The sequence below is a fragment of the Algoriphagus aquimarinus genome, assembly GCF_007997215.1.
Lineage (GTDB): Bacteria > Bacteroidota > Bacteroidia > Cytophagales > Cyclobacteriaceae > Algoriphagus > Algoriphagus aquimarinus_A.
This window is the reverse complement of record NZ_VORW01000021.1, coordinates 58060-81653: the sequence shown is the minus strand read 5'-3', so window position 1 is coordinate 81653 and position 23594 is coordinate 58060. Positions and strand designations below refer to the sequence as shown.

Below are 23594 nucleotides of genomic sequence, written 5' to 3'. Positions count from 1 at the left end.
TGCATACCTCGCGGTAAACCACCTTGCCACTTGCTTGGCTTCGGGTAACGACTCCCGCGCTTAAGGGACTTTCACCCGTTGGAACGACCATCTTTTTGGTCTATATTCACCATTCAAGGCACACACAGCGGCTATAGCTAATGCGGCTTTGAAACTAAAAAATGATATTTTGCAGTTTAAATAAACATCCTCTTGGCGAGGAAAGATTCGGTTCCAGAATGCCGCACTAGCCATAGCCAGGAACGTTAGCATATCCTTCCAAAACACTATGCCCAACCCCAAAATCAAACAAACCCTCCGAATCCTATTTATTCTTGCAAGCATAGGTTCGTTGTATTTTGTTCCTTGGGTTTTAGTGAAGGCTTGGATTACTCCCCTACCGGATACGGTTCAGGAGCAGTTGGAAGAAGGCATTTCACATGGGTTTGATGGAATGATTGTTTACGTGGATCAAGGCGGGAAGCCGCCGGAGTTTTATGCCGCAGGCTGGCATGATCGGGAGAAGAAAATACCTGCCTATCCACAAGCCTTATTTAAGATCGCCAGTATTAGCAAGTTATATGTCGCTGTGGCTGTCGCTAAACTGGTCAAAGAAGGACGTTTGTCTTTAGACAGGACAGTCGCTGAGTTTTTTCCTGAGTTGGAAGGAAGAATAGAAAATGCGGATAAAATCACCTTGAGAATGCTGGTTCAGCATCGATCTGGGATTCCAGATTTTACCCGTACACCTAACTACTGGGAAGATCCACCTCAAGCCAATAGTGATAATCTTGAATTGGTGCTGGATAAGCCTGCTGATTTTTCGCCTGATAAAAGCTATGGTTATTCAAACACGAATTACTTGTTAATAGGCGAGATCCTTGATGAAACGCTGGGATATAGCCATCACCAATATATCAAGGAGGAGATTTTGATCCCACTTAAGCTGAACAATACCTACAGTTTGCTAAGTGAAGTGGATGATAAAGACGCCGTAATGAGCGGGTATTACGTGGGTTATGACGAGGACATGAAGAATAATAATTTCATCAACCCAGCCGGATCTATGGTGGCTACGGCAGAAGATGTAGGCATATTCCTTCGGGCATTAAACGATGGTTCCGTATTCAATGAAGGCGAACAGGAAATCTATTCTTCCATTTACGTGTACGAGCACACAGGACTGCTACCAGGCTATCAGAGTATCGCCAAGTACCACAAAGACATTGACACAGTGGTAATTCAATTTAACAATACCACCAACTTTGATGGCTACGACTGGGGCTTAGCAGAAATCATCTATAACCGTGTCGTGAAGATTGTGAGGCGTGATAGAGAGGAGTAAGAAACACAGCGTCAGTCCGAGCGGAGTCGAGGACCTTTCGATTTCGAGACTCTCGTCTCTCAAGTGCTCAGTCTGACAATGCAAGGCTTTAGAAACAGCCTTTTTTTCATCTGGATTATTTCAATTCCTACTGCTTAATCAACTTCCCCACGAAAACTCTGCTATCCTGACTTTCCACCATAATCACATAAGTTCCTGCAGCTAATCGAGAAATAGCCAGGGTAACCGAACTTGGACTCTGACGAATCACCTCCACACTGGAACTGACTTCCTTGCCATTTTGATCATAAATCCTCATCGAATTCTCTGCAAATTGCAAATCTCCCAAGGCTTGGATTTCAACTTGGGTGGAAGCTGGATTTGGATAGATTTTCAGTTCCTCTGACACTAAGATCCCTGGATTGAATATGCCTGAAATAGTCATAGTTACCGCCGCTAGTCGGGTCGTGCAGCCAGCCTCATTGGTCAACTCCACGGTAAATTCCCCCATCTGGTTTACAGTCAGTTTCTGCTTCGTGTCTCCTGTTAGCTTTTCACCATTTCTAAACCATTGATAAGTGTAATTACCTTCTGGGGCTTTCAGGACATTTCCATCCACTATGATCTCACCACTAGGTTTAGCCGCTGATTCCACAACAAATTTCTCAGTTTCAACAAGGCAACCACCTGCTAATCGAACAATAGCATGGTAACTTCCACCCTCCTTTATTTCAAGTGTTTTCGCTGTAGCTCCCGTAATCTCAGTTCCGTTTCTTCTCCATCTTACCACTTCAAAATCAGCTTCCGAGGCCAATGTCAACACCTGATTATCGCCGGCGCAGATAGAAGCAGGACCACTAATTGAAACTGCTGCAGTGGCGCTTTCTTTTACAATGAAATTTGCTGTTTCAACAAGACATCCACCTGCAGTTCTAACAATAGCCTGATAGGTCCCTGCACTTTCAATTTCAAGGGTTTTTCCGGTTGCTCCGCTAATGTCAGTTCCGTTCTTTCTCCATTTCACTACATCAAATGAAGCTTCCGACTTTAGTGTAAGCGTTTGCTTTGCTCCAACACAAATGGATTCCGAACCTGTGATGGTAACTGGAGTGGCATTGGCGGCTTTTACGATAAAATCAGCTGTTTCAACAAGACAGCCACCTGCATTCTTTACTATAGCCTGATAGGTTCCTGCACTTTCGATTTCTAAGGTATTTCCTGTAGCTCCGATAATCTCAGTTCCGTTCTTTCTCCATTTCACTACATCAAATGAAGCTTCCGACTTTAGTGTAAGCGTTTGCTTTGCTCCAATGCAAATAGATTCCGAACCTGTGATGGTAACTGGAGTGGCATTGGCGGCTTTTACGATAAAATCTGTTGTTTCAACTAGACATCCACCCGCATTTCTAACAATAGCCTGATAGGTTCCTGCACCTTCGATTTCTAAGGTTTTTCCTGTAGCTCCAGCGATTTCAGTTCCGTTTCTTCTCCATTTTACTACTTCAAAAGCAGCTTCGGATTTTAGCGTCAGAGTTTGCGCAGTACCTCCACAAATGGATTCTGAACCAGCAATAGTTATTGGAGTAGAATTGGCCGCTTTAACAATAAATTCTTCTGTTTCAAATAAGCAAGCCCCAGCATATCTGATCACCGCCTTGTAAGTTCCAGCTCCTTCTATTTCCAAGGTTTTTCCTGTTGCTCCTAAAATCTCCGTTCCATTCTTTCTCCATCTTACTACTTCAAAAGCAGCTTCAGATTTCAACGTCAGTGTTTGCTTTGTTCCAACACATATGGATTCCGAACCTGTGATAGTCACAGGGCTAGAAGTAAAGCTTTTAACAATTACTAGGGCATTTTTTTCAGTGACATTGCCTGAGAAATCAACAGCCCTAAGTTCTACTACAATCTCTTTCCCAACATCCTCACAGGTGACTTTGGTTTTGTTAAGCGTAACCTCTTTAACAGCACAATTATCAGTGATTGATTGAATAAAATCTTCCGGGATTAATTCCTTTTGCCCTATAGTCAAATCAAGTTCAACTACCAGATTCTTGGTTTCAATCACTGGTGCTATTTTATCCTGAACAACTACCTCAATTTTCTCCTCCCAAGTATTCCCTTTATCATCTTTGATAGTGACGATGACTACTTGAGCACCTAGATTTTCACAGGAAAATTCTGACTTACTCAAGGTAACTGTGTATATAGAACTTATCGGCCAATTGGTGAAAACCTGCTCTAGCTTTAAAGTTACTTTCCCTTCATTGTTAAGCTCCAACTCTACCCGATCTTTTACAACAGGCTTTGCGTCAGTTTTCCTCAAAGGTATTTTCAGACTTACCTCGTCTTTATACACCCGACGCTCTACCTTCTGGAGATTATAATTTTGATCCACAACAGGAAAGGAATAAACAGGAGTGAAATTGATCAGAGCGAATTCCTGATCACCTTCCACGCTTTTTTCCAGATTCACCTCCAAATGCCCGTAATGCTTTCCACCATCTATTAACACAGGATTGGCACCGGAGGTATCCCACTGCTCCAAAGAACTCTGGTCTGCGGACCATTTTCGGTAAGGATTATAATCTAATGTATTAAATGGGTTGCCTAACCAATCTCTCTTTTCCCCCCTAAGACCATCACCAGCCACACCTACATCGTAATACATCACGCCCTTACCGTCGCTATCCTCATCCACAAAACTTCTTTCAAATATCTCATCGTGTCCTGCGAACACCGCAATAACACCATACTTCTCAAGCATTGGATTGATTACACGCATAGGTGTACCGACTTGACCTATGGAAAGCTCATGATTCAGAGGCACTCCATGTTCACCAGATGAAAAAGCAATGTGGTGGTATTGTACAAAGATCAACTGGCCATTTTCACTGGCATTTTTCAGGTTTTCTTCCAACCAAATATATTGGTCACTTCCAGGTCCAAAACTGCTCAAATCATTTCCTCCAGCAGCATTGTATTGTGCTTGGGTATAGTTCTCCTGCGTGTCAGTACCCGGCAGGGTATATTGTTTTCCTGTAAGTTTTGGTTGTCCATCAAAATCGGCAGCCGTCTGATCTGGAGTACCATTGCTGGAGTCTAGTGTCAAAATAGTCACCGGACCATAATCTACGCGATAATAACTCTGACGATGTTTTTGTAGCGGATCTTCTGTCGGTGTTTCAAAATACGCGTGGAAACGCTTTCTCCCCAAAACAGGAACGAAATCACCTTTCTCATTTGTGCCATATCCGCCATTTATGCCTCCATATGCTTCCCAATTCCCCAATGCTGGAATGATTGCATAGCTGGACAAACCTGTTCCTATTACACCTGCATTTTGTCTAAAAAACTCATCCCAACCTGGCTGATATCCTGCGCCCTGTACTAAGTCGCCTGGCATAATGATAAAGTCAGGATCGCGTGAGTTTATAATCTTCAGGTTTTCAGTATATCCTTTTTCCTCCGTCAATAAATAGTTAGGAAGCTCTAAACCTTGCTCTACTGTACTACCAAACTTTTCCTTCCAAAGTGCCGGAACAGTAGTAATAGGTCGTATTAATGGATTTCCAGGATACCATGCTCTGTTTGTCACTCTTCCTCTCGGGTCTGTTTCAGAATCTGCCAAAGCTATAAATCTGATTTTCTCCCAGCTACTTTTGGAAGTAGGCATCGTGAAATCACCTGAATAATTTATTCCTCCCAGAGTCACCACATAATTCACTTTGGTATCAGCAGGTAAATCCACTGGATACCTATACCGGAACACCTGATCACTTCCGAGCCAGCTCCCCTGCTCCAAACCTTCTAGAACTTGATTTTTTTCTGGAGTGGTGTAATAAATTTCAGGTACAGATTCGGCTACAATTTCACCTTCATAGATCACCGAACCACTGGCATTAGTGAGCTTGATAGAACTCGCAGTCTGCGAACTACTGAACCAAGTCAATTGTATTTTCCCCTGCCCATACACTTGTAGGTAAGGATAGATCCTAAACGGATTCACTTCAGAGATTTTCAAGGAAGCGAAAACTATAAAAATCAATAACCCAACTACAAACAGTATATGTTTTTTCATAATCAAACAATTGAAGTGAATAAAGCACAGCTAAAGAAAAAGCATGCGCATTACAGACACTAAGGTACAAAATATCAAGCTATTTGGTAGATATCAAAAAATCAAAATCACCCTTTCCCTAACTATTCCACCCTACTTTTGAGCAGGAATAATTGCACCGGATTTAATGGATCATTACTGAATATGTAAATGTTCCGCTGATCAATTCCTTGTCTTCCCTTAGGGTCAAAAACCACCTTAAGCAGAATAGATTCTCCTGCTTCCAGGGAAGTCTTCGGTAACTCAAGTTTAAGGCATTCACAATTCCCCTGTACTTTTTTGATTTCCAGCACTTGTTTACCTCTATTGTTCAAGACCACATTCACTACTTGAATAGCATTTGCTTTAATCGTTTTCAAGTCTTTCTCCTTTGGATCGATGACTAGCTGTGGCACTAGATTCAAGTCATCTTTGGCAAAAGGTGCATAGTATTCAAAAACATCAGCCAGTACATCAAGCTGAATAAAAGTGGTGCTGTCTTTCCAATTAAGTGAAACTTGATCCTCGAAATACCCCAGATCATTTTTCATCTTTCCATCATAAAGAACCTGAAGTAATCCTCGGTCATTTGGCATAATAGAATCCGTAAGCTGACTAAACTGAATGTACTCCGGTCCTGTAAACTGAAGGCTGTCTTTGTAAAAAGGGGTTGTGCCAAAATTGTAAACCTCCACCTGCTTCAATTTTGGTTGATTGGTAAACACCTCACCCACATTAATCTTGGAAAGTCGAAAACCCAAATCACCTTTACGTGTTCTATAAGTGCCCTCAGGATCCCCAGCTCTTGGAATAGCATTGCCTTCAATATAAAGCGTATCCTGAACGCCGAATAAATTGCCTTTCACGATGATCATTCTAGAAAACAAACCAGCGCCTGAAGAAGGATCAAATGACACTTGCAAAACCCCGCTTTCTCCTACCTGCAAGGTATCCTGAGTGTATTCTACTGTGGTGCATCCACAATCCGTCACAACAGTTTCGATGAAAAACAGAGAATCCTGCGTATGGGTAAACTGAAATTCTGCTAACTGTGGACCCTGCTCTTCCAGAACAGTACCCAAATCCACCTTATTCACTGCCCAGATCAACTTTGGAGTTATAGTCTCTTGAGCCAGTGTAAGTTGGGAGAAAAAACAAAGAAACAAGAAGGTGTAAAGGGTCTTTTCAATTCTAATCATGCCCGCAATTAACGCATAATTTCAAACGTATTATAGGCTGATTTACTTAATTTGCAGCAAAATCAGACCAATGGCAAGAGTACTTACAGGCATTCAAAGTAGCGGCAGACCACACTTGGGGAATATCCTCGGTGCGATCGTCCCTGCTATTGAATTGATCAAACAGAACAAGGAAGAATCTTATATTTTTATTGCAGACTTACACTCACTCACCACTTCTAAGGATGGGGAACTGAGAAAGCAAAACACACTGGCTGTGGCTGCTGCATGGCTGGCTTTCGGATTGGACATAGAGAATACTACGTTCTACCGCCAGTCCAGAAGACCTGAAGTCACGGAATTGAATTGGTATTTGAACTGCTTCACTCCTTTCCCTATGCTTGCCAATGCGCATAGTTTCAAGGACAAGGCAGAAAAGCTGTCTGATGTAAATGCGGGTTTGTTTACCTACCCAGTATTGATGGCATCAGACATTTTACTTTATTCTGCAGATTTGGTTCCTGTCGGAAAAGATCAGATGCAACACTTGGAAATGGCACGTGATATCGCTTCCACCTTCAACAGAATTGTGGGTGAAGACATCTTGACAATTCCAGAGGCTAGAATCGATGAAGTGGTGAAAACCATCCCAGGTACGGACGGCCAGAAGATGAGCAAGTCTTACAATAACTTCATTGATATTTTCCTTCCTGAAAAAGCGCTGAAGAAGAATATAAATAAAATAGTCACAGACAGTAAGGAACTCGAAGAACCTAAGGATCCAGACACTGATAATACCTTTAAGCTATACAGTTTGATCGCTTCAGAAGAGCAGACCAAACAAATGCGAAGGAATTATGAAGGCGGGAATTACGGCTATGGGCATGCAAAGAAAGAATTCATGCAGTTGATCCTAGATAAGTACAGAAAAGAGCGTGAGTTATTTGACTTCTACATGAGCCATCCGGCTGAAATCGAGATGAAACTTGCCGCCGGCGAAGAAAAAGCCAAGGCAGTCGGAGCAGAATTACTCGATAAAGTAAGAGTGAAGCTAGGGTTTAAGTAAGTTCTCCTTGCGACGCAACGTTTCAACACTTCCATAATGTCACCCTGAGCGAAGTCGAAGGGTCTCCTCCAAGGTTTGGTGTCTTATGTATGAAAATGGCTCCGTCAACATCTGACGGAGCCATTTTCATTTCTATTACTAATCGTGCCTTTGGCACTCTGTCTACCTCACCGATCATACTAACCCAGAATTTCATTCTGGGCATTTACAGACCTTACCTTTGGCAAGAGAATTAAAACATGCAACTTAACAGTTGTGCCAACGGCACGATCAGTCTGACACTCAATCATAAAAGACCCCTTAATCCTTTGCGGAGTTCTTCGCATCCTTCGCGACTTGGCGGTAAAAAAAAATAAACCTTCGAGGAGATCCCGAAATCTATAGATCTTCGGGATCTCCTCAAAGGTTAGAAGGTCTAAACAAACTCCTTGAAAACCACAGTAGCATTATGCCCGCCAAAGCCGAAAGTATTACTTAAGGCAACGGTCACTTTTTTCTCTAAAGCATTCTTGGTAACAATCTGAATTCCTTCTGGAATCGCAGGATCCAGGTTTTCAGTATTTATGGTTGGAGGAACAATTCCTTCATTGATTGCTTTCACGCAAAATATCGCTTCAATCGCTCCGGCAGCTCCTAGCAAATGTCCTGTCATGGATTTGGTAGCCGAGATATGCAACTTATCATAGTTGCCATCCAGTAACTTCGAAATGGCTTTGATTTCACTCAAATCACCTGTAGGAGTAGATGTGGCATGCGCATTTAAGTAATCCACATCCTGAATAGTCAAGCCTGCTTCTTCCAAGGCAAACTTCATAGAATGCATTGCTCCTGCTCCTTCCGGATGTGTAGCTGTCAAATGATATGCATCTGCTGTCATGGCTGCACCTATGACTTCTCCATAGATTTTGGCACCACGCTTTTTAGCATGCTCATACTCTTCCAGAATCAAAGCTGCCGCTCCCTCGCCCATTACGAAGCCATCTCTTTCGGCATCAAAAGGTCGGGATGCAACTTTAGGATTTTCATTTCTGGTAGAAAGTGCCTTCAAAGCATTGAATCCTCCCATGGCTGCTTCGGTGATCGGTGCATCCGAACCACCAGTAATCATCACTTTTGCTTTTCCCCACCTGATATAGTTGAAAGCATCCATGATCGCAGAGTTGGAAGAAGCACAGGCAGTGACAGAAGTATAGTTGATTCCCATAAATCCGAACTTCATAGAAATCACTCCGGAAGCCATATTCACCAAATACTTAGGAATGAAAAAGGGACTGAATCTCGGGGTAAGATCATTGCTGATAAACTCCTTCATCTCCTTTTCAAAAGTGCCCATTCCACCTTGACTTGTGCCCCAGATCACTCCAGCATCAAAAGGAGAATCCAAGTTGGCAACATCCAAACCTGCATCTTCTATAGCTTCTGCTGCTGTATAAAGTGCATATTGTGTGTATAAATCTGATCTTTTGATCTCGTTTCGATCTAATCTTTGTGTCGCGTCAAAGTCTGAGATCTGGCAAGCAAATCGGGTTTTGAACTTTTCTGCGTCAAAATAGCTAATTGCTCCAGCCCCGCTTTTGCCTTGCTTAGCATTTTCCCAGTTGCTCTTCACATCATTTCCAAGAGCAGATAATGCTCCCAAACCCGTAATTACTACTCTTTTTGAATTCATCGTTTAAATATACATCAGGGAAAATTATTCCTTTTCGCATGAAAAAACCCGGCTATTCACCAGGTCTTTTCAATTTAATTATGTCTAATATCTAGATTCTTGATTCTAAAATTTATCATCTTAAATCTTTTCTAACTACTTAATACTTATGTCTTTCTACTAAACTTACCTACTTCTCCAAAGATCCTTCAGCTGCTTGCCGTTGATCAACATCACAAATCTAGCTGGATTCGGGATCAATACGATGCGAACATCCTGCTTATCAAATTGCTCTGATTCGACAGGAACTCCCTGCTGACCACCGACTTCATAACTTACGATACCATTAGCATCCGCAAGAAGTGGCTTGTAAACATTAGCGATGTAGGCTGTAGGAAGTAGGATATCTGTGTCAGACTTAAGTTTATCATGGATTTTCTCCATTTCAGTTTCAAGTCTATCCTCGTAGTTTTCGTTGAAATCATCTTCCAAATCATGAAGCTCTTCTTCCAGATCATCATAACTTTCGTCGCTATAATTCATAGCAGCAAGTTGATTTCTTTTTTTCACTATTTCGGTAAGCTCTTTATCCAGCGTATCCCAATTCATTCCGTTCTGTATTTTTGATTTGAGGTACAAAGATGGGGAATCCCTTTTTTTATGAAGAACTATTTCAAAGAAATTAACTTACTAAGAGGATTTTTCCATTTCTCCCTGGCTTATTATATGCTTCGATTGCAGCTTTTACTTCATTAAGTGGGAACTTCTCAGCTACTTCCGCGGTAGAATCCTCATGCATTAAGTAGGCCTGTGTTTCTTTATAAAGCTCAGCTCTTTCTTCATTGCTAATGCGTTTTAAGATACTACTCAGCCAAAATCCTTCTATAGTAATTTCTTTGAAAATCATCAATCCTGTGTTCAGTGGTATAGGTTGACCACTCAAAACACCAAAGGAATACATCTTACCTAACTGCTTAAGGCAGGTCAAGGCTTTAGCTGCAAGTTCGCCTCCCACAGCATCAAATACTACAGATACCCCTTCACCCACGACTTCAGTAATCACCTTTTTCAGATCTTCTTTTTCAGTATTCACTACTAAATCAGCTCCAATATTGGCTAGGTAGCTTTTCTGCTCATCGTGGCGAACTGTACATGCTACTTTAATGCCTTTGGACTTTGCCACTTGAATAGCAAATTTCCCAAAAGCAGAAGCTCCTGCGGTAAGTAAAAGCCATTCGCCGGCTTTCAATTCAGATTTATTCACCATCGCCACCGCAGTCACGGGATTGACAAAAGCCTGACAAGCCACTTCAAATGACATTCCTTCTGGCATTGGAATGACCTGTTTGGCTGGAAGCGTGATATATTCTCGCCAAGTCCCCATATTGGTTCCCTGAGCCGTAAACATCACCCTTGTCCCTACCGGTAATAATCCATCCACATCTCCCTTACTTATTATTCCAGCAGCTTCAAAACCCGCACTACTTGGTAAACTTGGCTGAATGCCATACTTACCCTGAATAAACAGCAGGTCGGAAGGATTGATATTTCTAGCTTTTACTTCTATTTGAACTTCATGCGATTTTGGCTCTGGAGCAGGTGATTCTTTTACCTGCAATACATCCTCAGGCATTCCAGTTTTTTCAAAAATTACATCTATCATAGTTAGTTAAAATTTGAGTTTGGCAATTAATTAATAGATTCTTAACTAAGAATAATATGCATTCGTTCAGGCTTACTAGGTATCTTTTTTTAACTTGAAAGGAGAAAACTAACTGCTCATGGATCTCTCCTCTTTATTCTCCCTCGAAGGAAAAGTCGCCCTGATTACTGGTGCCAGTAAAGGAATCGGCTTAAGCATAGCCGAAATTTTTGCTGCGGCTGGCGCCAAAGTTGTACTGTGTAGCCGCAAGCAGGAGGCGCTGGACATAGCTGCCAGAACACTGACCTCGAAAGGCTATGAAGCAATCGGAATAGCCTGCAACGTGGGGAACATGGATGAACTTTCACAATTGGTGGAGAAAACCATTGAGAAATATGGCCAACTGGACATCTTGGTGAATAATGCTGCCACAAGTCCTGTATTTGGGCCAGTTCACGAAACTAGCACTGAGGCTTTTGACAAAATCATGGATGTTAATCTGAAGGCTCCATTTGAACTAGCAAAGCTATGCTGGCCACATCTCAGAAAATCTGCAGATGCTTCGGTGATCAATATCAGTTCTATTGGAGGCATTTCCCCAGAACACGGACTGGGCATCTACAGCGTCAGCAAAGCGGCTTTGATATCGATGACCAAGGTTCTGGCCAAAGAATGGGGAGAAGCTATGATTCGGGTCAACGTCATTTGTCCAGGTTTGATAGAAACCAAATTCTCTGAACCACTGTGGGCCAACGAGAAAATAATGAGCATGGTAATGAAAAAACTATCCATCAAACGCGTAGGAACAGCTGATGAAATCGGCGCAATGGCTTTGTTCCTAGCTTCTCCGGCAGCATCTTACACCACAGGATCCGTCTTCACAGTAGATGGTGGCTTTACTATTTAAACTTTCAGTCATGAAATTGCAGTTAATGAATGAATACAGAAACACCTAACTATGGAGATTGCTAACATTTGCATCCTCGGCGCTGGCAACCTCGGCTCTAGAATAGGACTCCAAGCTGCACTTTCAGGCTTTATAGTCACTGTATATGATATTAACCCAAAGAGCCTTGATAGTTCATTGATTACCATGAATAAGGTCATAAAGTATTTAATCAAATCTCAAGAAATTACAGCAAGTGAAGGATTAGAAGCTATACAAAGAATTACCTTCACTCCTGACCCTAAAGCCGCAGTCGCAAATGCTGATCTAATCAGCGAAAGCGTCACCGAAGATCTAGAAATAAAAAAAAGCGTCTGGAAGCAATTTGGCGAAATAGCTCCTACCAAAACCATTTTCACGACTAATACCTCCTATCTGCTTCCTTCCATGCTAGCTGAAGATAGTGGCAGACCAAAGCAATTCTGCGCCTTTCATTTTCATGATGTTTTTCATTCCAGAGTCGTAGACATCATGCCGCACCCTAACACCGACCCAGAGTTGATAGCTGTTTTGGAGGACTTGGGGAGGAAATTGAAACAGATTCCGATTCTCGTAAAAAAAGAGCACTCGGGTTATATTTTCAATACCTTATTGGTATCGCTAATAGATGCAGCGGGAAGACTGGTGACTGGAGAAGTAGCAGAAATCGAAGCTATAGACAAGTCTTGGATGATCAACTTCAATATGCCTATTGGCCCCTTTGGGATTTTGGATAATGTAGGAATCGATACCGCATGGCGCATTACAAGTGTTAAAAGAAATGCAGCATCCAGAGCTTTTGCAGACTTTCTGAAAACATACGTGGATCAAGGAAAGCTGGGAGAAAAAACTGGGGAAGGTTTTTATAAATACCCCCATCCGAGCTATAAAAACCGAGATTTCTTAAAATAATTTAAACAAAACAGACTAATTAGCCTTTTGTATAATCTAATATAGATTTTACCTCGTAATTCACATTACCCTATATCACCCGTTACCTATTTTACCCATGAAGCATTTGTATTTATACATTGTTTTTGGATTGCTATTCATGCATTCCACAAGTGGATCGGCTCAGGTTTCCTTAAGCCAAGAACTAGTGTTTCCTGTTTCAATTCATTCCCAAGCTGATCTCACGCAAGTTGATTCTCCTGATTATACTCTGGAAGAAATCCTCAAGATGGAGGACTCTCTGGATTTTCATGTTTTAGAAAACCCCATTACAGATCTAGGCTTTACAGACCAGACTTTTTGGCTTAGATTTTCTTTGACAAATGATTCTGATCAGCCACAGACTTACTATCTCGAAACTGCCAGGCCTATTACAGATGTGGCCCATCTATACCAATTAACCGATGGGGAAATTATCTCGGATCAAGCAAGTGGAGATTTGATAAAATTTGCAGATAGGCCTTTCAACCATAGAAAGATAATCTTTCCGATTACCCTCCCCGCCAGTTCCAAATCTGATTTTTACATTAAATTCCAAAGCGATGGAGAAGTAATCAGTCTTCCATTAGTCCTTAATGATACATCCTCATTAGTATCATCTTCCTTTTTCAACCAACTGATTTTTGGCTTTTTCTACGGTATACTCTTCCTTGCTGGAGTTACTTATCTCTTCTTTTATTTTGGAATGAAGGAATCGAGTTTCATCTACTATGTGGTATATGTGCTTTCTGTAGCGCTACTTCACATGAATCTAGATGGGTACTTCTTTCAGTACATCACCCAAGAACCAGGATGGTTTGCAAATCGCTCTCTACTGATCTTTGCGGCACTTAGCTCATTGGCTCTTGGAGCTTACAGTTATGTGTATTTGAAAGCTGGTGAAGTATCAAAATTCATTAAAAAATCCTTTCAGCTACTATTTATAGCACATGGGATCCTCCTACTATTTATAGTGTCGTTCACCGCAGGTCAAGCATCATATTATCCCGCTGTAAACGCTTTGGGCTTTTTAATGCTTCTTCTAATAATTATCACAATTTTTAAAATCTTCCTCTCTAAAATACATGTGGATACGTTTTTTAGTATCGGTGTTGCCTGCCTGACATTCGGTTTTGTGGTTTTCATTCTGAATAATTTCTCACTGATGCCAAATTCATTCTTCACAGCAAATGCCTCCAAAATAGGCACTGGCGCAGAAATCATCTTCCTTTCGCTTTCTATGGCAAATAGAATTCGCTTGCTGAAAACTGAAAAAGAAGAAATTCAGGAAATTGCATTGATGCGAGCAGAGGAATCCAATGACATGAAGACTTACTTCCTCTCAAACATGAGTCATGAACTTAGAACCCCTCTGAATGCGATTGTGGGGCTATCTAAATCCATTTTAAGTAGCACTGATGATACCTCTATTAAAAATAACCTGGAGGTGATCCAATATTCTTCTATGTCCTTGCTTGGTTCGATCAATGATATTCTGGACTATTCTAAAATTGAAAAAGGTGATTTGAAACTAGCTCATGTGGATTTTGATCTTCATAAAATCATACAGGAACTGAAGATCGTAACCAACCAAAAGTCCCGTGAAAAAGGATTGGAATTTGTGTACGAGGAGCGAAACAACATTCATAAAAAACTGGTCGGTGACCCGATAAGATTGAAGCAAATCGTTTCGAATGTACTGGACAACGCTACTAAATTCACTCAAAAAGGTCAGGTCAAACTGACCGTGAATACGGAGGAAACACGTGGAAACAAGCTTCTATTAACATTGGATATTGAGGATACTGGAGTTGGAATTGCCAAAGATAAAATCAATAGGATTTTTGATTCATTCAGTCAGGAACAAATCAATGACAAACGCAAATATGGAGGTTTTGGAATTGGACTTTGTATAGTAAAAGCCTTGGTTGATCTACATCATGGAACTATAGTTGTCAGCAGTTTGAAAAATGAAGGAACTCAGGTAAGCATTAAAATTGAGCTTGAAAGATCTATTTCCTCTCAAAAAACTCATGACTTAATGACTCCTGCGCAAGCTGAAAAGCTGATGCAAGACAAGCATTTCCTTGTAGTCGAAGACAATACCGTGAATCAACTGGTGATCAAATCAATTCTGAGAAAATGGAAGGGAGTAAGTTTTGACTTTGCAAACCATGGTCTGGAAGCTCTGGAAGCCATGAAAACAAAAGCCTACGACGTAGTGCTAATGGATCTACAAATGCCAGAAATGGATGGATATGAAACCACAGAGCTAATTCGATCTGGTCGTTCAGGCATGAATTCCAAAGATATTCCGATCATTGCTGTCACTGCCGATACTACCGAGAAAACCAAAGCACGAGTATTCGCAATTGGTATGGATGATTACATCACTAAGCCTATTGACCAGGAATTACTATATGCCAGTGTAGAAAAAGCACTTTACTTAGAAAAAATCAAGCTGGATATAGACCTATAGGAATTTGCCCCCACGGACAAAATCATGCTAAAAAGCTACTGCGCACCCCGTTTAAATTCTGCTGTGTTTAAGTAGTCAATAGGCAAAAGATCTCCGACTCTTTCCCAACCTATATAACCTTCCATTAAGAGCCCAAAAGGATCAGAAAGACTTCCATTCTCAAAAATCTCGAGACTTTCTGCTATTAGTGTCACAATAGAGGTTTGAGTATTACGCATGTTTCGACCCATTCCCATTATATATTGAGGACTTTCTCTCTCATTCAGATAGGTTATCTGTAAATGTCCCTTGAATTCCAAAAACGCCCTCGTTTCCCTATTTTTTCGAAAAGATAAGGATGTGATAAGTTCAGTACCCACGCTATCAATGTATTCTCCTGGATATTTTGGATCATCCTTACGATAAATCCTACGTATCTCAAAGCCTTCAGAGACTGTCGTTCCGGTATAGACTGAACGAAGGAAATGCTGCAAACTCCCATGATAAGCTTCCAGCCTATTTTTCTCCACCCTTTTCTGTTTTCTCGTAGAAAGTGTAGTATCTGGAATAAAGAGCGGATACCCGCCATATGTAACAAATCCCTCCTTATAATTATACCGAAAATCATTCAGCAGATAATCTAGTCTATAGCCTAAATTGGGATTATGAATTTTAAGTATTTCTCTGGACGATGCAATCAAAGTACCTGGTAGGGATTGATCATCCAGAATCATCGAAAGATCATTCTCTAATTCACAAGCCTGCCCATTGTAAGTAGTCCCTAGAAAGTAACTTTTGAAATCTTTCAAATTTTTAAACCAAGCTGGATCTCGGGTATCATTTACATTCAATGTCTCTAATTCTTCATCTACAGCAACAAGCCTAAATCTGTACTCCCGTGGTTTAATAATATCTGTTGGAAGTTTAAATGTTAGGCCTTCGTAGCCCAGCATCCTAACGATTACTTCATAGTTACCATCAGGCAAATTAAGAGAAAACTTCCCCTCATCGTCACAAGTTGTTCCAAAGGTGGTATTGGCTAAAAATACTGTTGCGTATGGGATTGGTTGCCCCGTTTTAGAGTCTTCAATAACGCCTTTAAAAACTGTCTGCGCAAAAGATGAATAGCTCCCAAAAAGCAAAAAAAAGCCAAATACAATCTTATATAACATTGAATTAGGCTTGCTCATATATTCTTAATTTGACCTTGTGTTCCTGAAGCTAAACTTACTTTTTCTTAGCCAATCTTACACCTTTTTTCTTTGGGCCAGGCTGTTTTTCTATACTATGTAAAATCTCTTCATAGTTTCCTTCAGGCAGGTAAAGGGAAAATTTACCTGACTCGTCAGTAGATGTGCCAAAGGTGGTATTTGCTAAATATACGGTGATATAAGGAATACCTTTACCTGTCTCATTATCAGCTACAGTTCCTTTAAAAATCGCCTGAGCAAAAGAAGAGAAGCTGACTAAAAATAAAAACAAGCCTAAAACAATCTTAAATAGCATTGAATTAGGCTTGCTCATACATTCTCAATTTGAAATTAAGTTCTTGATTTATAAGTTACTTTTTCTTGGCAAACTTCCCGCCCTTTTTCTTTGGTTCAGGCTGATTTTCAATGATATGAATCGTTTCTTCATAGGTTAAGGTTTCGGCTTCCTTATCCTTAGGGATCTTGTAATTATTCTTACCCATCTTGATATAAGGTCCCCATCTACCATTCAATACCTGAATCTCAGGATTCTCGTCAAATGACTTGATATGCTTCTTGGCATCTGCTTCACGCTTGTCTTGAATCAATTTGACACCCTCTTCTTCAGTGATGCTCAGCGGATCCATTTCCTTAGGAAGGGATACGAAAGAACCATCATGTCGTACGTAAGGCCCAAATCTACCAATTGCCGCCACCATCTTTTTATCCTCAAACATCCCGATGTCACGAGGTAACTTGAATAACTCAAGCGCATCTTCCATGGTAATATTTTCGATAAACTGACCTTTTTTCAAGCTGGCAAATTGCTTCTCTTCATCTTCGGAGTCACCTATCTGAACCAACGGGCCAAATTTACCAAGTCTCACGATCATTGGTTTGCCACTCACTGGATGATTCCCAAGTTCACGACTGGAGTTGATATCCTGTCTGGAAATCTGCTCTGTATCCTCTACATTCTTATGGAAATTTCCATAGAAAGACGCTAGCATATCTTGCCATACTTGTCCTCCAGCAGCTATATCATCAAACTCCTTCTCTACTCTAGCGGTAAAGCTGAAGTCAATCACATTTGGAAAATGCTCCACCAGGAAGTCATTGACCACCATGGCGATATTGGTAGGGAAAAGCTTTTGCTTCTCTGCTCCAGTGTTTTCAGTTTTGGTCGCGTCTTTAAACTCACCTTTGGCGATGATCATTTCCACATAATCTCTAGGCGTTCCATCTCTGGATTCCTTGATCACGTATTCACGTCTCTGAATAGTAGAAATTGTCGGAGCGTAGGTTGAAGGACGACCAATTCCCAGTTCTTCCAACTTCTTCACCAATGATGCTTCTGTATATCTCGGAGAAGCTCTGGAGAAAGTCTCACGGCCCTTCATTTCCTGAAGAGCTAAAGGCTGACCAATTGTCAATGGAGGTAAGAGTACTTTTCCTTCATTGCTATCGTCCTCTTCCGGCTCCTCATCTGTATCTTCTAAGTACACTTTCAAAAAGCCATCAAACTTGATGATTTCTCCAGTTGCAACCAGATTTTGAGGCTGGTTCGATATATCCACAGTAATAATAGTCTTCTCCAATTCTGCATCAGCCATCTGAGAAGCTATAGCACGCTTCCAGATCAGCTCATAGAGGCGCTGCTCGTTGCGTTCTCCTGTCACATGGGAATTAGCGAAGTCTGTAGGACGGATTGCTTCGTGAGCCTCCTGAGCGCCTTCAGACTTGGTAGTGAATTTTCTTGACTTATGGTATTTCTCTCCGTATGAATCGTGGATCGCATTTTTGGCAGAAGCCATTGCATCATCCGATAGATTCACACTATCTGTTCTCATATAAGTAATCTTTCCAGCTTCATACAGTTTCTGCGCTACAGACATTGTCTGAGCCACTGAGAAGTAAAGCTTTCTACTTGCCTCCTGCTGAAGTGTAGATGTGGTAAAAGGTGCCGCTGGAGATTTCTTTCCTGGCTTCTTTTCTAGGTTAGCTACAGAGAAATCAGCCTTCAGGCATGTCTTTAGGAATTCCTCAGCTTCAGCTTTGGTGTCAAATTTCTTTGGCAACTCAGCTTGGAATGTTCTTCCTTCTACTTCGAAAATAGCCGTAATTCTAAAACTTGACTTTGCTTTGTGCTGCTCAACTTCCCGCTCACGATCCACAATCAGGCGAACCGCCACTGACTGTACTCTACCCGCAGAAAGTCCTGTTTTGATTTTCTTCCATAGAATAGGAGAAAGCTCAAAACCTACCAAACGATCCAAAATACGTCTAGCCTGCTGTGCATTTACCAGATCTATATCAATCCCTCTTGGGTTTTCAATTGCTTTTACAATTGCATTTTTAGTGATTTCGCGGAAGACGATTCTTTTTGTGTTCTCATCCTTTAGCTTCAGCACTTCTTTTAGATGCCAAGAAATAGCCTCTCCCTCACGGTCATCATCACTCGCTAGGTAGACAGTCTCTGCATCTTTTACTAAAGCCTTGAGGTTCTTGATCACATCCTTTTTATCGGCAGTGACCTCATATGTAGGACTAAATCTATTTTTAATATCGATCGCCTTATCGCCTTTTGGAAGATCTCGAACGTGACCGTAGCTGGATGCTACCTTATAGTCTTTGCCCAAGTATCCCTCAATGGTTTTGGCTTTGGCAGGTGACTCGACGATAACAAGGTTTTTTGACATATAAAAGCAATTATTCTGGGTTTTCAAACCCGATAAGAAAAGCTAAAAATAGACGGCATTGTATTCTCGTCCAAATATTTAAAATTGACTAGACTCGATTTGGTGGGATTTTTGATTAAAGTCACAAATACTTTTAAGGGTATAAACCACTTATCATGAAGCAATTGTTTTTACTCAGACACGGAGAAGCAGGTTTTTCTCAAGGTTCAGATTTTCAACGGCAACTCACCAAAAAAGGGAGAGAAAATCTGATCCGTATGGGTGAAAGCTTAGATGAAAAGCTAAAATCGGTGGATTTGATGTACTGTTCTTCAGCACAACGCACCATGGAAACAGCTGATCTGATAGGAAAACGCATTACTATTAAAGAGTCTATTTTCACCCGCGACATCTATCAGGGAAATTTAGGTGATATGATATCTTTATTAGAAAAAACTTCAGCCTCCGTGGATTCTTGTCTTTTCATCGGTCACAATCCCACAATTAGTTTACTTCTGTCACATATTTCCGATGAGAATTATCTTGGATTGCAACCTGGAATGATGGCTGTGATTGACCTAGAAATATCAGATTGGAAAATGATTGGCTTTGGAACAGGAATTTTAAAAGAAATTATCCAATAAAGACAAATCGCATTTGAGCATTTCAACAGGAATAAAAACCACTTTTCTAACTTTTACCAAAAAAAATAAAACAAATACCAAATTATATACCCCACTTCGTATATATTCGCATAATAATTCGCAGATAAATTGAAATAATGAATCACCAAAGTAAATTTTAGCTATATCTGGAATTATTAATATCACTTATACTCTCAACACCCGGAGCCTTACCCCGGAGCCTAGCCCAAAATATTCGAATGAATCCATTGCCTTGGAACCAAAATTTGATTTTAAATCAAATGGCTAAATCATTGAGTACCCTTTGAAAGAATATATATACCCAACTTGTGATTACCCGATTAAAGTTAAAAGCACAAAATACCCCCGTATTAAAATGGGAATTAGTACTAGCTTTTTCTCGTAGGCTTCAAAAGATTATTAGAAGGAAAAACCTCCTTCTTTATTTCCCAGTAGCAGCTAACGATTAAATGCAAAAAAGCCCTGAATCCAAAAGATTCAGGGCTTTTTCATGTATACTTTCCTTATTAGAAATCAGTAGATTTCCCATCCAGATCAAGCTTTTTGATCCAAACATTTCTATAATAAACATCATGTCCTTCAGCTTGCAACTTCAATCCTCCAGGTGTGTCAGTAATTCCTTTACCACCATCATTACCTCCGTCTAGGCCAGAGTTTGGACCTCCCCAAACTTGCTGTATTTCTTTGTCTTCGTGAACTTTTACACCATTCAGATACACCGTCGCACGAGGTTTGGCTACAAGTTTTCCATCCTCAAAACGAGCGGCTTTAAACTCAATATCATATGCATTCCACTTTCCTACACCATAGTATTCTTTGGAAGTTGGAATATGTTCATTGATCAACGCAGCCATACCATGATCCCCGTAGTCTCCATCAAGAATCTGTACTTCATATCTATTCTGTAAGTAGACACCACTGTTGCCACCTTCATCTTTGATAAAAAACTCCACATGTGCACGGAAATCCTCGAATTTCTCGTTGGTCACAATATCAGCGGCACCGTACTTCCCGCCAGCGCCTGCAGGGTCATTGCTGCTTATTGCCTTTCCCCCGTCAACAGGATCAGTCACTTCAGGCCATTTGATAGGCATTTCTGCAGAAAAACGTGGTCCTTCCCAGTATGTCCAGTTTTTCTCAAGTGATTTTTTCGAACCATCAAGGTAAACCTTGGCACCCTTTTCGGGCTTGGCTCCTACGCCGGTCTGAGCTTGCACTAGCGTAAAAGCTCCAATTAATGCGAGACTAAGTGATAGTCTTTGGAAAGTTTTGCAGATCATAGATTTTAGGTTTAAGTTTTTCTTTCAAAAATAGTTCTTGGACACTGTCCGATTGTTCAATTTGGTTAATTTTAAACAAAATAAAACCTTTTATGCTATGAAATCGAGCATGACTCAAGGATCACACCAAGGAATGGTTATCAGCTATGCGAGATTCCATATGACCACTGAAAAGAAAATGACAAACATATGAAATGGGAAGGAAGAAGAAGAAGTTCCAATGTAGATGATAGACGGGGTCTAAGCGGTGGCGGATCACGTGGAGGTGGGTTTAATCCTATGCTAATTGGCCCACTGATTAAAATTCTATTTTCTAAAACCGGACTAATCATAGTCGGGATTATCATTGTCATCTCGGTGGTTACTGGTACAAACCCGCTTACCTTTTTAGGGAATTTTATGGGTGGTGGCGGACAAGGCTTCACCACCGAGAGCAATTACACACCTTCGGCGGAGGAAGACCGTTTGGCTGCTTTTAGTGAAACTATACTGGCAGATACTGAAGACGTTTGGAATAAAATCCTGGAAAATTACAGAGAACCCACTCTGGTACTTTTCAGCGGACAAGTGTCATCTGCTTGTGGTCTTGCATCTAGTGCTACAGGACCTTTCTATTGCCCAGGTGATGAAAAACTATACATAGATCTTAGCTTCTTTAAAGAAATGGAAGTGAAGTTGAAAGCTCCGGGAGACTTTGCTCAGGCCTATGTAATCGCTCATGAAGTAGGTCATCATATCCAGAAAATCTCTGGTATCACAGCAGAAATGGACAAACTTCGAGGTCAAGTAAGTGAAAAAGAATACAATCAGTATTCTGTAAAACTGGAACTTCAGGCAGATTTCTTAGCCGGAGTCTGGGCAAATCACAGTCAAAAGTCTGTAGGATGGATGGAAAAAGGCGATTTGGATGAAGCGCTCAATGCCGCAAATGCTATCGGAGATGATCGCCTTCAGAAGCAGTCTACAGGTCGTGTGATGCCTGATTCCTTCACGCACGGCACTTCCGCTCAGCGTATGAAGTGGTTCAAAAAAGGCTTTGAAACTGGCGACATCAACCAAGGCGATACATTCAATGACCCTAGCTTATAGGAGAACTCAATTAGTTTCCAGAACCAATATCTGCTCAGGGTTGATCTGATGTATAAATTGACGTAAGATGTAAAAGGTCTCGGGCACTTGTGTCACTAGCTCAAGCTGGGATGGAATATCTTCTGTAATCTGGTCATTTTCCAAGTAGGCAAATCTGCTCAGCATACCGCTTTCAAACATGCAGTAAGCAGTCTCATTAGAATTCCGCCCATCTAGCTTGATCAGGATTTCCTTTTGGCTTTCCCTGATTTTGCCCATAAACTCCGCCACTCGCTTATTGTATTCCTCTGGCTTCTCTGTGAAATCACACGCACCGTTACAGCTCATTTCCTCCTCTGGCTCACAGTTCACTTTTCTAAGCCCACATAGTTTGGGACATAAACCATAAGTGCTGATCCCTGTTTTCAGAAAGGCATTAGCCTCCTCCATGGAGAAAAAGGATTCAATCGGCTTGAAAAACTTGGTGATTTTAGAAACTTGAAATCTCCCATAACCTGAATTATCCTCATAATGAAATAGGCCGAACAGACGCTTCGGAAGCTTGGAAGCAGAATTATATTTAGGCCATAGTCTCTTGATTTCCAATGTCTCAAATAAAAGCGCCATTAACTCAGTTCCAGTTAATTCCCATTTCAAATCAAAGACTTCAGTCTTAAGTTTATGCTTCAGATTAGGAAGTAATTGCCCTGAAAAGTGATTCTTAAATCGCTCTCGGATATTTATCGCCTTGCCTACATAGATGACTTTACTATGCTCATCGAGCATATAATATACCCCGCATGCAGTAGGGATTTCCTTGAATTTGGAGTGAGGGAAATTAGGAGGAAGAAAAGCCTCACCTGTATTTTTCTTAAGCGATTGATTGATGATTTGGTAGTCAGATTTGATCATTCTATCAAACAAGATCGCTGTAGCTTTCGCATCTCCCATTGCTCGGTGCCTGGCTTCGATCTGTATTTTCTGGCTTTCGCAAAGCCTTCCAAGACTATAAGAAGTCATTCCTGGGTATACTTTTCTACTAAGTTTGACAGTGCAGAGTTTGGGAGTTTTGAGTTCCTTCCCCACTTTCAGAAATGCCTCCCGAAGAAACCCGTAATCAAAACTAACATTGTGTGCTACGAATACTCTATCATTAAGCAAGTCCCATAATTCTTCTTGAATATCTGAAAACGTGGGCTTATGCCTCACCATGAAATTATCGATTCCAGTCAAACCGGTAATGTAAGTTGGGATAGCTTGCTCGGGATTAAGAAGCGTCTGATACTCTCTTATAATCGATTCCCCGTCGTGAATCAAAACCGCTACCTCTGTTATACCACCATGTTTCGGCGCGCCGCCGGTGGTCTCAATATCTACTATGGCAAATTCCATTGCCTAAAAGTATGAATTAGAATTTTCACTAAAGAATAGATGTCACAGAATGACGCGGTTTGTACGAACTTTTGA

17 protein-coding genes are annotated in these 23594 nt (G+C 41.0%); 7 read left to right on the top strand and 10 right to left on the bottom strand.

The window, feature by feature from the left end; all coding sequences use genetic code 11:
• The first annotated feature begins 268 nt into the window (after window positions 1-268).
• Window positions 269-1324, top strand: a complete 1056-nt coding sequence (locus ESV85_RS19185; RefSeq protein WP_146920495.1) for a serine hydrolase domain-containing protein — start codon at window positions 269-271, stop codon at window positions 1322-1324.
• A gap of 127 nt (window positions 1325-1451) precedes the next feature.
• On the opposite strand, the gene ESV85_RS19180 is transcribed toward ESV85_RS19185, so the two are convergent.
• Window positions 1452-5381: a T9SS type A sorting domain-containing protein gene (locus tag ESV85_RS19180; protein WP_146920493.1), complete on the bottom strand. Its 3930-nt coding sequence runs from the start codon at window positions 5379-5381 to the stop codon at window positions 1452-1454.
• Window positions 5382-5503: 122 nt separating this feature from the next.
• On the bottom strand, window positions 5504-6598 hold the full coding sequence (locus ESV85_RS19175) for a DUF1573 domain-containing protein (protein WP_146920491.1): 1095 nt from the start codon (window positions 6596-6598) through the stop codon (window positions 5504-5506).
• Window positions 6599-6668: 70 nt separating this feature from the next.
• On the opposite strand from ESV85_RS19175, the gene trpS reads away from it, so the two are divergent.
• The gene (gene trpS / locus ESV85_RS19170; protein ID WP_146920489.1) at window positions 6669-7643 is read left to right on the top strand and encodes a tryptophan--tRNA ligase; all 975 of its coding nucleotides are present in this window, start codon (window positions 6669-6671) and stop codon (window positions 7641-7643) included.
• Between the two features lie 415 nt (window positions 7644-8058).
• Here the strand turns inward: trpS and fabF are convergent, their stop codons facing one another.
• The 3 genes from fabF to ESV85_RS19155 all read right to left on the bottom strand — a co-directional run bounded on the left by fabF (window position 8059) and on the right by ESV85_RS19155 (window position 10954).
• Window positions 8059-9312, bottom strand: a complete 1254-nt coding sequence (fabF, locus tag ESV85_RS19165; protein WP_146920487.1) for a beta-ketoacyl-ACP synthase II — start codon at window positions 9310-9312, stop codon at window positions 8059-8061.
• Window positions 9313-9477: 165 nt separating this feature from the next.
• Window positions 9478-9900, bottom strand: a complete 423-nt coding sequence (locus ESV85_RS19160; protein WP_146920485.1) for a hypothetical protein — start codon at window positions 9898-9900, stop codon at window positions 9478-9480.
• Between the two features lie 73 nt (window positions 9901-9973).
• Window positions 9974-10954 carry a zinc-dependent alcohol dehydrogenase family protein gene (locus ESV85_RS19155; protein ID WP_146920484.1) on the bottom strand — a complete coding sequence of 327 codons (981 nt, stop codon included), beginning with the start codon at window positions 10952-10954 and terminating at the stop codon, window positions 9974-9976.
• A 118-nt stretch (window positions 10955-11072) separates the two neighbouring features.
• Between ESV85_RS19155 and ESV85_RS19150 the strand changes: the two genes are divergently transcribed.
• The 3 genes from ESV85_RS19150 to ESV85_RS19140 all read left to right on the top strand — a co-directional run bounded on the left by ESV85_RS19150 (window position 11073) and on the right by ESV85_RS19140 (window position 15267).
• A complete protein-coding gene (locus ESV85_RS19150; RefSeq protein WP_146920482.1) occupies window positions 11073-11840 on the top strand; it encodes an SDR family NAD(P)-dependent oxidoreductase in 768 nt (255 codons plus the stop codon).
• Between the two features lie 51 nt (window positions 11841-11891).
• Complete coding sequence (locus tag ESV85_RS19145) at window positions 11892-12770, top strand: 3-hydroxyacyl-CoA dehydrogenase (RefSeq protein ID WP_146920480.1); 879 nt, start codon at window positions 11892-11894, stop codon at window positions 12768-12770.
• A 97-nt stretch (window positions 12771-12867) separates the two neighbouring features.
• Window positions 12868-15267, top strand: coding sequence for a hybrid sensor histidine kinase/response regulator (locus ESV85_RS19140; RefSeq protein WP_146920478.1), 2400 nt, complete (start codon window positions 12868-12870; stop codon window positions 15265-15267).
• Window positions 15268-15302: 35 nt separating this feature from the next.
• Here the strand turns inward: ESV85_RS19140 and ESV85_RS19135 are convergent, their stop codons facing one another.
• From ESV85_RS19135 to topA, 3 genes are read right to left on the bottom strand one after another with little or no spacing between them, the layout of a single operon-like run.
• Window positions 15303-16436 carry a carboxypeptidase-like regulatory domain-containing protein gene (locus ESV85_RS19135; RefSeq protein WP_146920476.1) on the bottom strand — a complete coding sequence of 378 codons (1134 nt, stop codon included), beginning with the start codon at window positions 16434-16436 and terminating at the stop codon, window positions 15303-15305.
• Between the two features lie 37 nt (window positions 16437-16473).
• Window positions 16474-16770: a carboxypeptidase-like regulatory domain-containing protein gene (locus ESV85_RS19130; RefSeq protein ID WP_146920474.1), complete on the bottom strand. Its 297-nt coding sequence runs from the start codon at window positions 16768-16770 to the stop codon at window positions 16474-16476.
• A gap of 37 nt (window positions 16771-16807) precedes the next feature.
• Window positions 16808-19135 carry a type I DNA topoisomerase gene (topA, locus tag ESV85_RS19125; protein ID WP_146920472.1) on the bottom strand — a complete coding sequence of 776 codons (2328 nt, stop codon included), beginning with the start codon at window positions 19133-19135 and terminating at the stop codon, window positions 16808-16810.
• A 155-nt stretch (window positions 19136-19290) separates the two neighbouring features.
• On the opposite strand from topA, the gene ESV85_RS19120 reads away from it, so the two are divergent.
• Entirely contained in the window at window positions 19291-19758 is a 468-nt protein-coding gene (locus tag ESV85_RS19120) for a SixA phosphatase family protein (protein WP_146920470.1), read from the top strand.
• Window positions 19759-20285: 527 nt separating this feature from the next.
• Here the strand turns inward: ESV85_RS19120 and ESV85_RS19115 are convergent.
• The gene (locus ESV85_RS19115) at window positions 20286-21059 is read right to left on the bottom strand and encodes a DUF1080 domain-containing protein (protein ID WP_146920468.1); all 774 of its coding nucleotides are present in this window, start codon (window positions 21057-21059) and stop codon (window positions 20286-20288) included.
• Between the two features lie 189 nt (window positions 21060-21248).
• Here ESV85_RS19115 and ESV85_RS19110 point away from each other — a divergent pair, with 189 nt between their 5' ends.
• Entirely contained in the window at window positions 21249-22148 is a 900-nt protein-coding gene (locus ESV85_RS19110; RefSeq protein WP_146920467.1) for a neutral zinc metallopeptidase, read from the top strand.
• A gap of 6 nt (window positions 22149-22154) precedes the next feature.
• Here ESV85_RS19110 and ESV85_RS19105 read toward each other — a convergent pair whose 3' ends face one another.
• Window positions 22155-23519: an exonuclease domain-containing protein gene (locus ESV85_RS19105; protein ID WP_146920465.1), complete on the bottom strand. Its 1365-nt coding sequence runs from the start codon at window positions 23517-23519 to the stop codon at window positions 22155-22157.
• Between the last annotated feature and the right edge of the window lie 75 nt (window positions 23520-23594).

Coding starts and splice junctions, on each gene's coding strand:
- ESV85_RS19185 (WP_146920495.1), top strand. CDS start 269: ATGCCCAACCCCAAAATCAAACAAACCCTCCGAATCCTATTTATTCTT.
- ESV85_RS19180 (WP_146920493.1), bottom strand. CDS start 5,381: ATGAAAAAACATATACTGTTTGTAGTTGGGTTATTGATTTTTATAGTT.
- ESV85_RS19175 (WP_146920491.1), bottom strand. CDS start 6,598: ATGATTAGAATTGAAAAGACCCTTTACACCTTCTTGTTTCTTTGTTTT.
- trpS (WP_146920489.1), top strand. CDS start 6,669: ATGGCAAGAGTACTTACAGGCATTCAAAGTAGCGGCAGACCACACTTG.
- fabF (WP_146920487.1), bottom strand. CDS start 9,312: ATGAATTCAAAAAGAGTAGTAATTACGGGTTTGGGAGCATTATCTGCT.
- ESV85_RS19160 (WP_146920485.1), bottom strand. CDS start 9,900: ATGAATTGGGATACGCTGGATAAAGAGCTTACCGAAATAGTGAAAAAA.
- ESV85_RS19155 (WP_146920484.1), bottom strand. CDS start 10,954: ATGATAGATGTAATTTTTGAAAAAACTGGAATGCCTGAGGATGTATTG.
- ESV85_RS19150 (WP_146920482.1), top strand. CDS start 11,073: ATGGATCTCTCCTCTTTATTCTCCCTCGAAGGAAAAGTCGCCCTGATT.
- ESV85_RS19145 (WP_146920480.1), top strand. CDS start 11,892: ATGGAGATTGCTAACATTTGCATCCTCGGCGCTGGCAACCTCGGCTCT.
- ESV85_RS19140 (WP_146920478.1), top strand. CDS start 12,868: ATGAAGCATTTGTATTTATACATTGTTTTTGGATTGCTATTCATGCAT.
- ESV85_RS19135 (WP_146920476.1), bottom strand. CDS start 16,436: ATGAGCAAGCCTAATTCAATGTTATATAAGATTGTATTTGGCTTTTTT.
- ESV85_RS19130 (WP_146920474.1), bottom strand. CDS start 16,770: ATGAGCAAGCCTAATTCAATGCTATTTAAGATTGTTTTAGGCTTGTTT.
- topA (WP_146920472.1), bottom strand. CDS start 19,135: ATGTCAAAAAACCTTGTTATCGTCGAGTCACCTGCCAAAGCCAAAACC.
- ESV85_RS19120 (WP_146920470.1), top strand. CDS start 19,291: ATGAAGCAATTGTTTTTACTCAGACACGGAGAAGCAGGTTTTTCTCAA.
- ESV85_RS19115 (WP_146920468.1), bottom strand. CDS start 21,059: ATGATCTGCAAAACTTTCCAAAGACTATCACTTAGTCTCGCATTAATT.
- ESV85_RS19110 (WP_146920467.1), top strand. CDS start 21,249: ATGAAATGGGAAGGAAGAAGAAGAAGTTCCAATGTAGATGATAGACGG.
- ESV85_RS19105 (WP_146920465.1), bottom strand. CDS start 23,519: ATGGAATTTGCCATAGTAGATATTGAGACCACCGGCGGCGCGCCGAAA.